The organism is Candidatus Thiodiazotropha sp. AKAK2, from assembly GCF_058244685.1.
Genome location: NZ_JBSYOP010000030.1, coordinates 24,803 through 36,887, shown reverse-complemented (window position 1 = coordinate 36,887; position 12,085 = coordinate 24,803). Strand labels below are relative to the sequence as shown.

The following is a 12,085-nucleotide window of genomic DNA, read 5'->3' as shown; positions in this document are numbered from 1 at the left end:
TGGACAGCTCAGCCACTCTCCACAGATTGACAACGACAGCTGAACCAATCCTCAGCTCGGAACTGGCAACCAATGTTTGCTATTGAGTCGTCCGCTGAGATGCCGTTCGATGATACCGTCAAGCTCTTCAGGCTCCACCGGTTTGGTCAGAAATCCATCCATACCGACCCGGATACAGTGTTCCATCATATCCTCAACACTGTTCGCCGTCAGCGCATAGATCGGCATATAGCGACTCTGAGACTCTCTCTCCCGATAAAGGCGGGTGAATTCGATACCATCCACATCGGGCATACACAGATCGACAAAGGCCAACTCATACTCTTTCTCATTTAATGCCTGCAAAGCCTCTTTGCCGCTTTTGGTCACTTTGACACTGTGCCCTCGCTGCTTCAGTAACGTGGCCATGACCTTTGAAGCAATCGCATTGTCATCCGCAAGCAGTACATTGATGGGACGGTTATTGTTGGCTTTTTCCGGTGGTGCTTCAGCCTCCTGATTCCGCTCCTGATGTGGCACCAGTAACTCCATCACAACCTTGGCAAAATCAGTACAGAGAAATGGCTTGATCAACAGCGGCGTGTTGATCGAGGTGTAACTCAGGTTCTGGGTGCGATAGACTGCCAACACCATTGGTATCGAAGGTTCAATCGTGTTGACGCAACGGATCACCTGTTTGATCGAACTGTCACTGAAGGAGTCACACACCAGGACCAGATTCACATCACCGCTCAATTGCCGACAGAAAGCGTTCAATTCCGTTGCCGCCAGAGCCTCCATTTCAAGCTCATCGGCAAACTGCAGATGCAACTGCAGTGCATTCGGGTCCTGATCATAAATCAGCACTTTCTTACCCTTCAGCAATGGGTATCTCTGGGCCATCGGTACGACCTGCTGCTGTGAGCGATCGATCTCCTCTCCGAGCAAGGGTAGCTGGACACTGAATTTTGTTCCCTCCCCAAGCCTACTGATCACATTCACCCGCCCTTTCATCAATCCCGTCAGATCACGGATCACCGATGTCCCGAGCCCCGAGCCCTCATAGCGCCGCTGCTGACTCGCATTCTCTGACTGCCAGTAGGCATTGAATATCTCGGCGAGTTTTTCCTCCGGAATACCGATTCCACTGTCCTCGACCTCAAACAGAATGTGTCTGGTCGGTACATTGGCATCCGCCTCTGCCAGCGTTACCCGCAGGCAGACATAGCCCCGGTCGGTGAACTTGATCGCATTACCCACCATATTGAACAGAATCTGGGTGACTCTGAGACGATCACCATAGAGCTTCTGCGGTATACCCGGATCAACCCAGCAATACATCTCCAACTTTTTAGCCTGGGCCTCTGAGGCCAGGCTCGAGGAGATGTTTTTCACCAGCTCATACAGATCAAACCAGTCGCTGGTCAACTCCAGTTTGTTGGCGTCAATCTTGGAAAGATCCAGCACATCACTGATCATCGATCTGAGCAAGCGGACGGAATCATTGATCGATTGCACATACTCTTTCTGCTCTGCATCCAGTGGGGTGTTCTGCAGCAACCTGGCCATGCCCATCACGCCGACCAGCGGGGTGCGCAATTCGTGGGTCATGGTGGCGAGAAAGTTACCTCTGGCCTGTTTCGCCAGCATCGCCTCCTGTCGTGCCTGGTGCAACTGCCTCAGCAGGATGTACTGATAAGCGGGAATGACCAACAGCAGCAGGACAAACACGAAGGCTTCGAAGATATGCACCTGCCACTGCTGCAGATAGGTCAAAACCGCACCGTAGGAGAGGAAACTCAATATCGATGCGATCATCAACGGCCTGGCGCCATATCGGATTCCATAGGAGATGTAGATCCAGTGATAGATCAGATAGAACGGACTGAAAGCATCCGAGGTCAAGAAAATCGCCAGGCTGGTGGCGCTGATATCAACAATCAGATCGATCTCAACCCGGTAGGGCACCTTCGGCCAGATGACGATACTGACCAGAAGCAGAACGAAATAGGTGAAGTAGGAGGTGTAGAGGGCAATGAACAGGGGCAGGTCGACAGAGTAGTAGTGGGTTTGGATGGCGAACCACATCGAAAGGAAACAGAAAATCCATATCCCCAGCCGTACGAGCGCTTGCTGGTACTCCGAATTGGCGAGCAGCCTCGACTCGAAGAATCTCTTAAGCATCACATAGTTTCCCTGGATAGATTCCTAAGCGGCACGCACTGCTGCGCCAATCCAGCTTCAGAAACCCCGGATCCACTTTGGAGATCACACCCATCCCTTAACAACTCCATTCTACATATGTCGCACATTTTTCAATCCGGACAAGAATTAAATGCACTTTATTTACCCACTTTGTGGATAAATACTCACAAATCCATCAGTCTATCCCCTGTTATAGGATATTCCCGTTTTTTGCTGAAGATCAATTTTATGTGTTTTCAGATCCCGATGCTAAATATCAGTGAGTTTCCAGCCCCATGCCCGGCAGACGCATGGCAGCGGGAATTGCGCATTCACAGTCAGCAACTATGATCTTACTGGGAGTTATCCACCAAGCCTGCCCTGAGAAAAGTATGGACTTTGTCCTCAAATCAGCTTCCAGTCAACATTAACCCTTTAACTCACATAATAATTTAGGTTTCCAAGATGTACATCAAAAGCCCCGCAGAACACATCCACGAGAACAGCCTCAAACCTGAAGACCGAAGATCCGTGAAACGCCGCCATCTGATCTACTACCTCAGAGTCTGGCGAACAGAAGATAACACGCCACTGGGACAGGTGGTTGATATCAATTCACAGGGGCTGATGCTGATTGGTGAAAAACCCATTCCGACCGGTGAGGAATTGGATTTGAAAATTCATCTACCTGATGGAAATGAAGAGATTAACTTCCTGAATTTCAAAGCCATTTGCAGATGGAGCTCAAAAGATATCAATACCGCATTCTATGACTCCGGCTGCGAATTCGTGGACCAGTCCGACGACAAGATCGAGCAGTTGCAGAAGCTGATTGAGGAGTATGGATTCAGCGACTGATCAATCCGGCCAGAATGCCGAGATTGCCGCTATCCCCTGTGCACCGCTTAAAATTGCCTTTGGCAGATCGTCTGCGGAGAGACCGCCGAGGGCATAGACCGGTAGATTGACCTGGTCGACCAATTCGGCAAAGCGGGGCCAGCCCAGACTGACTGCTTGTGGATGCGTTGTCGTCCTCTGAACCGGAGAAAGCAGCACATAATCGAGGCCGGCACGCTCGGCCAGTTTCACCTCTTCAAGCTGATGACAGGAGGCACCGATCAGCTTCGCGCCGGCAGGCCGTTGGGTGAGTGATACCAGCTGAGTTGCGGTGAGATGTAGCCCGTCCGCCTCAGAATGCCACGCCAACACCCCCTGAGGACGATTGATAAGCAGATTTACCCCACTGGCGCGGCACAAGGGAAGCACGTCAGCCAGCAGTTGCCGATAGGCGCTGTCCGACAATTGATGAGCTCTAAGCTGAACCAGTTGAATCCCCCGCTCGATAGCCAGTGAAAGACGGCTCAGAAACTGCCCGGGTTGCTCCGCATCGCGCCCGGTGATCATGTATTGTTGCGGCAGTTTCAGGGCGCTGATTACCGGTCGATCCGCTGCGGGTAAGTCTTCAGGCTGCATGTCAGCGGGCGAAAGCCATTGCAGAGGCTGTCCTTCAAGCCCCTTGGGCTCACCCCGATAGGCGGTAACCCGATAGAAATCGAGCACCACATGGCGATCCACGTAGTCATGCCGGATCCTGATCAGTGGTTCAGTCGCCAGCGGCAGAATCCCCAGTTCCTCTTCAAGCTCACGGGAGAGCGCCGCCTCTGCCGTCTCCCCAGCCTCGAGCTTACCACCGGGAAACTCCCACAAACCGCCCTGGTGGGTATTTTTAGCCCGCTGGCTGATCAGTACCCTGCCAGACTCATCGAGGATTGCAGCGGCTGCGACGTGGATCTTCATGAGAAATAACCCGTGAAAGGTTAGCTAGCGCACTGTTAACACTAAGTGCGGTATTCGGCGTTGATCTTCACATAGTCGTAGGAGAGATCGCAGGTCACCACTTTGGTCGTGGCACTGCCCCGACCCAGCTCTACCCGAATGGTCAGTTCACTTTTCTGCATCACCGCCTGACCGGCAGCTTCCGTGTAGTCGGATGCCCGACCTCCCTGACGTACGATGCAGACATCATCCAGCCAGATCTCCAGCTGATCGATCACCAGATCCTCGATGCCGGCACGACCCACAGCAGCCAGAATCCTGCCCCAGTTTGGATCAGAAGCAAACAGCGCGGTCTTCACCAGCGGCGAATGAGCGATGGTGTAGGCCACTTGCCGGGCCTCCGATTCGCTGGCCGCGCCGTTGACCTCAACATCCACCAGTTTGGTCGCCCCCTCTCCGTCGGCAATGATCGCTCTGGAGAGCTCCATACAGAGATCGAGCACCGCATCCGCCAGCTGCCGATAGATAGGAGACTCGGCGTCACGCAGCGGCGGCAGAGGTGAAGCGCCGGTGGCAACCAAGACGCAGGCATCATTGGTCGAGGTGTCTCCATCCACCGTTATGCTGTTGAAGGAGGGCTTGACGGCTCGATCGAGACAGCTCTGCAGCAGCTCCCCGGATACCGCCAGATCGGTTGCCAGATAGGCCAGCATGGTGGCCATATCAGGGCGGATCATACCCGAGCCCTTGGCCATACCGGTCACCTGAACAGTCACACCATCCACCTGAAAACGGCGCGAGGCCAGCTTCGGACGAGTGTCGGTGGTCATGATCGCCCGCGATGCAGACTCCCATCCATCCTCTGCCAAAGCCTCAAGGGCCTTGGGAAAAGCCTGTTTCATCTGCTCGACCGGCAATCGCTCACCGATCACGCCGGTGGAGAAAGGCAGCACCTGATGGGGTTCGCATGCGGCCAAATCGGCCAGCTCCCGACAACAGCTGATGGCATCCTCCATCCCCGCTTGTCCAGTGCCCGCATTGGCATTGCCTGAGTTGATCAGCAGCAGTCTGGGGCTGCCCTTGTTTAAATGATCCTTGGCCAGTTGCACCGGTGCGGCACAAAAGGCATTGCGGGTGAACACCGCAGCACATTGCGCCCCTTCCGCCAGCTGCATCACCAGCAGGTCATCCCGGTCGGCATAGGAGATCCCTGCCGCCGCAACACCCAGCTTTACTCCAGCAACCGTGTGTGCAGAATCGCTCATCTCAATTCAAGCGGCCGTGACACTGCTTATATTTTTTCCCGGAACCGCAGGGGCAGGGTTCATTACGCCCGATCTTGCGTCCATCCCGGACAAATGGCTGATGCGCCTCCTCCTGAGCAGGCGGCGGCTGTTCAGCTTCCGCTTCACCGGCCAGCCCTTCGAAGGTCTCATGTTTGAACTCAAACTCATTGACCTGGGACTGCTGCTCCTGCAGCGCCAGCTCTTCCGGCATCTGCACCTGAACCTTCGACAGCAGGCTGACCACCTCCTGTTTGATGCTCTCCAGCATGCCGGAGAACATGGAGAAGGCCTCCCGTTTATACTCCTGCTTGGGGTTTTTCTGCGCATAACCGCGCAGGTGAATACCCTGTCGCAGATAGTCCATAGCGGCCAGATGCTCCTTCCAGTGACTGTCCAGAGTCTGCAGCATCATCGCCTTTTCAAACTGACGCATGTTCTCATCACCGACCAGGGTCTGTTTCTCCTGGTAGCCAGCGGTGAGCATCTCGTGAATCTTCGCCTTCAGGGTCTCTTCATGCAGATCGCTGTCATCGTCAAGCCACTGCTGGATCGGCCATTCACCACTGAATGTTTCCGCCAAGGCTTCACTCAACCCCGGAACATCCCACTGTTCTTCAATGGAGTCACGGGGAATATGGGCATGAAAGACTTCATCCAGGACATCTCCACGTAGTGCATTAATGGAGTTGGAGACGTCAGAGGTATCCATCAGATCGTTACGCTGCTCATACACCACCTTACGTTGATCGTTGGCCACGTCATCGTATTCAAGCAGCTGTTTACGGATATCGAAGTTGCGTCCCTCCACCTTACGCTGGGCATTCTCGATCGCGCGGGAGACCCAGGGATGTTCGATCGCCTCGCCTTTCTCCATCCCCATCTTCTGCATCAGTCCGCCCACTTTGTCGGAGGCGAAGATCCGCATCAGGTTATCCTGCAATGAGAGGTAGAAACGGCTCGAGCCCGGATCGCCCTGACGGCCGGAGCGTCCACGCAACTGGTTGTCGATACGGCGTGACTCATGACGTTCGGTACCGATCACATGCAGCCCACCCGCTTCCAGTACCTGTTTGTGGATCTTTTTCCACTGCTCCGTATAGTCATCCACGCTGGTGGATCCGGGATTCTCACCCAGGGTTTCCAGCTCGGTTTCCAGGTTACCGCCGAGTACGATATCGGTTCCACGACCCGCCATGTTGGTGGCAATGGTAACAGCCCCCGGGCGTCCCGCCTGGGCTACGATCATCGCCTCCTGCTCATGGTGTTTGGCGTTCAGCACCTTGTGCGGCACCTTGGCCTTATCCAGCAACCCGGAGACCAGTTCGGAGGTCTCGATGGAAGCGGTACCGACCAACACCGGCTGGCCCCGCTTCACACAATCCTGGACATCTTCCAGGATCGCATCGTATTTCTCTTCCGGGGTAAGGTAGACAAGATCCCCCATATCATCCCGCACCATCGGCTGATTGGTCGGTATAACCACCACTTCGAGACCGTAGATCTGTTGAAATTCAAACGCCTCGGTATCCGCTGTACCGGTCATGCCGGAGAGTTTGTCATACAGCCGGAAGTAGTTCTGGAAGGTGATCGAAGCCAGGGTCTGATTCTCTTTCTGAATCTCCACCCCCTCTTTGGCTTCCACTGCCTGATGCTGTCCATCCGACCAGCGACGTCCAGGCATGGTACGACCGGTGAATTCGTCAACGATGACGATCTCGCCATCCTTGACGATGTAGTCCACATTGCGCTGAAACAGGGCGTGGGCACGCAATGCCGCGTTGGCATGATGCATGAGGATGATGTTGGCGCTGTCGTAGAGACTGGCGCCCTCCTCCAGCAACCCGGCCTCGGTCAGCATCTCCTCCACATGCTGGTGGCCCTCTTCACTGAAGTAGACCTGCTTGGCCTTTTCATCCACCGAGTAGTCACCCGGACCAAAATCGGGCTTACCCTCTTCATTGGTGATCGGATCCTGGCGGGTCAGACTTGGAATGATCTTATTCACAGCCATGTAGAGTTCGGAGGAGTCGTCTGTCGGCCCGGAGATGATCAGTGGCGTACGGGCCTCATCGATGAGGATCGAATCGACCTCGTCGACGATGGCGAAAAATGGCGGACGCTGTACCCGCTGGTCACTGCTGAAGGCCATGTTATCGCGCAGATAGTCAAAGCCATATTCATTGTTGGTGCCATAGGTGATGTCGGCAGCATAGGCCTCCTTACGGGAGACCGCGCGCAGATGCGGAAAACCACCCTTGGCGCCGTCGTATTCAGGTTCGTAGAGATAGGAGGAGCTATCCGGTCCGGCACCGCCGGATGAGTTGATCACCCCGGTGCTGAGACCCAGAAAGTGGTAGATGCGTCCCATCCAGGCCGCATCTCGACGAGCCAGATAGTCGTTCACCGTAACCACGTGAACCCCTTTTGCCGGCAGGGCGTTGAGATAGGCGGCCAGGGTCGCTACCAGGGTTTTACCCTCTCCGGTGCGCATCTCGGCAATCTTGCCCTGGTGGAGCACCATACCGCCGATCATCTGCACATCGAAATGGCGCATCTGCATGGTCCGCCGCCCGGCTTCGCGAACTACGGCGAAGGCTTCCTGCATCAGACTGTCCAGGCCCTCACCCGCATCCAACCGTGCACGGAAATCCACCGTCTTCTGCTTCAAGGCATCATCTGAGAGTTGTTCGATTTCGGACTCCAGATTGGTGATCTGGGCGACCGTTTTTGTCATTCGTTTTACCAGCCGGTCATTACGGCTGCCAAAGATCTTTGTGAAGATTTTACTAACCATGAATCCTGGTTTCCGTGAGAATGCGAAATGTTTGCGATCATACAGCATGCCGTAGCGATGCAGAAGGATAAGCTGATCATCCCAGGCTGGATCGCGTTCAGCCTGCGCACCCTATGTGGGGATTGGCGCTCACAAATTCAACCACCGCCGACTAACAACCCAGCGATAATGAGGATTGCAGCCAGCAAAAGTCTTAAGCAGGAGCAGAATGTGACATCAGTGGATGTCGACAGCGGAAATCGAGCAAACGGATCTTCAGCCCTTATCGCGTTTCGACAGGATATATTTCGTGGGGTCGACGATCTTACCGTTACGTACCACCTCGAAATGGACATGAGGTCCTGTGGAGCGGCCAGTAGAACCCATTTTGGCAACCACCTCTCCCTGTTTTACCCGGTCTCCAATCTCAACCAGGATCTCGGCATTATGCCCGTAGCGGGTGATGTAGCCTTTGCCATGGTTGATCTCAACCAGATTACCATAACCGTAGCGCTCATCAGCCCAGGTCACCACACCGGCGGCTACAGCGACCACATCGGAGCCCGACTTGCCGGCGAAATCCATGCCTTTATGCATGGTGCGTTTCCCGGTAAACGGATCGTTGCGCATACCGAAGTAGGATGAGATCCAACCCTTTTTCACTGGACGACCGGCCGGATGAACCGAATTTTCCAGATTTGAGTTCATGATCAGGTCTTCCACCAGATTGAGTTGCTGATGACGATGCTCGATCATCGCCTCAAGCTGCTCCATCTCGTGCAACAGGTCCGGCAGCGCGGAGGCTTCACTCAGGGATGAGATCCCATTCGGACCACCAAGGGCCGGTACAGCTTCGAAACTGAACTCCCCTTTATCGAGTCCGCCAATGGTGACCAGCCGCTCACCCAATGCATCGAGGCGCAACAACTGGGACTGAATCTGACCAACCCGAATTGCCAGGGCATCGATACCGCTCTGAGTATCAATTTTCATGTCCTCCAGAGTCTGCCGCTCGTTGGCAAAACTGTTCTCCAGACTGGTGACCAGCTGATGCTCAGGGAACTCAGTATCACTGACCCCCATTTGGTAGCCGGTCCAGAGCATGGCCACACCAAACAACAGCCCCAATAGCAGGAAAACCCCCGGCATCAGCCATCTGGAGGCGAGATCGTAATCTTGTACAGCACCGCGTAAGTATATGATTTTCATAACAAATAATACTTAAAGAACTGACCTTGTTACTACATTTCTTCGGTCAAAAACTCTCGAACTTTACCACTTTCCGGGCAAAATGTGATGTTTTTTCTTTAAATCTGCTCTAAGCTCGCGCTATGAAATCGGTCAGGAACATTGTTGGCAACAACTCGACCCCGGCAAAACTGGGCAAAAAACTGGCAGACTATGAAGCACTCTGCACGATAGTCAGGTCCAACCTGCCGGCACCCCTGGATCAGCAATTGAAGGCCACGGTTCTGCAGGCGGGTGTGCTCAGTCTGTTCGTCTCTTCCCCGGTGTGGGCCAGCCGGCTGCGCTACGCCGTTCCCCAGTTGCTTCAGCAACTGCAGCAGCACGGTTTGGGGGTTGAGCGGATACGCACCCGTATCCTGCTAGAAGCTGGAAAAAAATCCTCTTCCCTGAAGCATAAAACCCTGTCCTTGAGCAAACATAACGGCGAAATATTACGTCAAACCGCTGCCACAATCCGTGATCCGGACCTCAGTGAGGCGCTGCTGAAATTAAGCCGGCATGGCGAGACAGGTAAGTGAAAGATACCCCCCTGGCTGAAGCCGGGGGGCGATTCGAAGCGTGTAGTAACAGGCCTTAAGTGACCGTCAGGTGAGCAGGCTGCATGTAAGAGATCGGCGCATCCTCCGGTTCATCGAAGGTAATCTCCTCCCAGGCATCCTCCTGACTGATCAGCTCAAGCAGCAGCCGGTTGTTCAAGGCATGTCCCGATTTGTGCCCACTGAAGGCGCCAACCAGACTGTGGCCCAGCAGATAGAGGTCACCGATGGCATCGAGGATTTTGTGCTTGACGAACTCATCTTCGTAGCGCAGCCCGTCCACATTCATGACCCGGTAGTCATCGACCACCACCGCATTGTCGAGACTGCCGCCGAGTGCCAGCTCTTTCTGCCGTAACATCTCGATATCACGCAAAAAGCCGAAGGTTCTCGCCCGACTGACCTCTCTGACAAAAGAGGTAGATGAGAAATCAATCGTGGCGAATTGAGAACGTTCCTTGAAGGCAGGGTGGTCAAAATCTATGGAAAAAGAGACCTTGAAACCATCAAAGGGCTCGAAACTGGCGCGTTTGTCACCCTCAACCACTTCAACTTTACGCTTGATACGAATAAACCGCTTGGCCTTGTTCTGCTCTTCAACCCCAGCGGACTGCAACAGAAACACGAAGGGACCGGCACTGCCGTCCATGATCGGTACTTCCGCAGCACTCACATCCACATAGGCGTTGTCGATACCCAGCCCTGCCAGCGCAGAGAGCAGATGCTCGACAGTAGAGACCCGCACCCCATCCTGTACCAGAGTACTGGAAAGCCGAGTATCCCCGACATTTTCCGCACAGGCGCGAATCTCAACCGGCGGATCGAGATCGACCCGTCTGAAAATGATTCCCGTATCCGGAGCGGCCGGCCGCAGGGTCAGGTAGACCTTCTCACCGGTGTGAAGTCCCACACCGGTAGCGCGTATCACGTTCTTCAACGTACGTTGCCAAATCATCGACTCGCAGCTCCCATACTGATAATGGCCATTGGCACCACAAAAGGCGCGCATGCTATCACAGCTGGTCCATCTGTAAAAACAGTTATATTCCCAGCATTGTTGTAACAAGCATACAAAACTTGTAATCACATTGTAACTGGGAATTCTACATTAATCTGCCTGGCGACGTAAAAAAGCTGGTATATCCAGGTAATCCAGGTTGCCATCCGCTGTCGTCACTGCAGCACTGCGGTCACTGTTGCTATTTCGCAACACTGTGGGGCGATCCAGTTCCCGATAATCCTCCGGAACCTGCTGTGGTTCCTGGCTATCGACCAGTTTCACCGGCGGCAGATCCTCGACTTTGGTCGGTTTCGGCAGCTCCGCCTTGGGCCGTTCACCCAGTCCGGTAGCCACCACGGTGACCCGCATATCGTTCTGCATATCGGGATCGATGACGGTACCAACCACCACGGTGGCATCGTCATCGGCAAATTCACGCACGGTGGTGCCGACTTCGTCAAACTCACCGATTGCCAGATTGAGTCCGGCCGTGATGTTCACCAGAATACCCTTGGCGCCGGCCAGATTGACATCCTCCAGCAGCGGACTGCGGATCGCCCGCTCAGCCGCTTCACGGGCCCGATTATCACCGTTTGCCTCACCGGAGCCCATCATTGCAGCACCCATTTCCGACATCACGGTTTTGACGTCGGCAAAGTCCACATTGATCAGACCGGGTCGGGTAATCAGCTCGGCGATGCCCTGAACCGCATGCAGCAGCACATCATTGGCCGATTTGAAGGCATTCAGCAGACTCATCTCCTTGCCGAGCACCGCCAACAGCTTCTCATTGGGGATGGTGATCAGGGAATCCACATGTTTTCCCAGGTCTTCCATGCCCTGTTCGGCAATCCTCATCCGTTTGCCCCCCTCAAAACCAAACGGTTTGGTGACCACCGCCACGGTCAGAATACCCAGATCCTTGGCGACCTGCGCCACCACAGGAGCGGCGCCGGTACCGGTTCCACCACCCATACCGGCAGTGATGAAGATCATATCCGCCCCGTCGAGCGCCTCTTCGATACGGTCACGATCCTCAAGTGCGGCCTGACGGCCGATCTCAGGATTGGCGCCCGCGCCCAACCCCTTGGTGATATCGGAACCGAGCTGCAACAGGGTCCGTACCTCACTGTGACGTAACGCCTGGGCATCGGTGTTGGCACAGATGAAGTCGACTCCTTCAATCTCGCCGGTCAGCATATGATTGACCGCGTTGCCGCCGCCTCCGCCGACACCGATTACTTTGATCACAGCATTCTGACTGTGTGTATCCATTAATTCGAACATGATCTACCTCCGCGTC

Annotated in this window: 9 protein-coding genes; 2 read left to right on the top strand and 7 right to left on the bottom strand. The window is 54.6% G+C overall.

The window, feature by feature from the left end:
* Window positions 1-51: 51 nt before the first annotated feature.
* Window positions 52-2,163: a response regulator gene (locus tag AC4IE8_RS13500; protein WP_068990757.1), complete on the bottom strand. Its 2,112-nt coding sequence runs from the start codon at window positions 2,161-2,163 to the stop codon at window positions 52-54.
* A gap of 465 nt (window positions 2,164-2,628) precedes the next feature.
* Between AC4IE8_RS13500 and AC4IE8_RS13495 the strand changes: the two genes are divergently transcribed.
* Window positions 2,629-3,021, top strand: a complete 393-nt coding sequence (locus tag AC4IE8_RS13495; protein WP_068990753.1) for a PilZ domain-containing protein — start codon at window positions 2,629-2,631, stop codon at window positions 3,019-3,021.
* Here the strand turns inward: AC4IE8_RS13495 and AC4IE8_RS13490 are convergent, their stop codons facing one another.
* The 4 genes from AC4IE8_RS13490 to AC4IE8_RS13475 form a co-directional block, all read right to left on the bottom strand.
* Window positions 3,022-3,960, bottom strand: a complete 939-nt coding sequence (locus AC4IE8_RS13490; protein ID WP_490791233.1) for a Nudix family hydrolase — start codon at window positions 3,958-3,960, stop codon at window positions 3,022-3,024.
* A 41-nt stretch (window positions 3,961-4,001) separates the two neighbouring features.
* Window positions 4,002-5,204 (bottom strand): bifunctional glutamate N-acetyltransferase/amino-acid acetyltransferase ArgJ, encoded by a 1,203-nt coding sequence (argJ, locus tag AC4IE8_RS13485; RefSeq protein WP_490791232.1) that lies wholly within the window; start codon window positions 5,202-5,204, stop codon window positions 4,002-4,004.
* Between the two features lies 1 nt (window position 5,205).
* Window positions 5,206-8,019 (bottom strand): preprotein translocase subunit SecA, encoded by a 2,814-nt coding sequence (secA, locus tag AC4IE8_RS13480; protein ID WP_068991743.1) that lies wholly within the window; start codon window positions 8,017-8,019, stop codon window positions 5,206-5,208.
* Window positions 8,020-8,274: 255 nt separating this feature from the next.
* Window positions 8,275-9,207: a M23 family metallopeptidase gene (locus tag AC4IE8_RS13475; RefSeq protein WP_068990744.1), complete on the bottom strand. Its 933-nt coding sequence runs from the start codon at window positions 9,205-9,207 to the stop codon at window positions 8,275-8,277.
* 122 nt (window positions 9,208-9,329) lie between these two features.
* Here AC4IE8_RS13475 and AC4IE8_RS13470 point away from each other — a divergent pair, with 122 nt between their 5' ends.
* Window positions 9,330-9,764, top strand: a complete 435-nt coding sequence (locus AC4IE8_RS13470) for a DciA family protein (protein ID WP_490791231.1) — start codon at window positions 9,330-9,332, stop codon at window positions 9,762-9,764.
* Window positions 9,765-9,819: 55 nt separating this feature from the next.
* Here AC4IE8_RS13470 and lpxC read toward each other — a convergent pair whose 3' ends face one another.
* Window positions 9,820-10,737, bottom strand: a complete 918-nt coding sequence (lpxC, locus tag AC4IE8_RS13465; RefSeq protein ID WP_068991740.1) for a UDP-3-O-acyl-N-acetylglucosamine deacetylase — start codon at window positions 10,735-10,737, stop codon at window positions 9,820-9,822.
* 153 nt (window positions 10,738-10,890) lie between these two features.
* Window positions 10,891-12,069 (bottom strand): cell division protein FtsZ, encoded by a 1,179-nt coding sequence (gene ftsZ / locus AC4IE8_RS13460; RefSeq protein ID WP_068990740.1) that lies wholly within the window; start codon window positions 12,067-12,069, stop codon window positions 10,891-10,893.
* Window positions 12,070-12,085 lie beyond the last annotated feature (16 nt).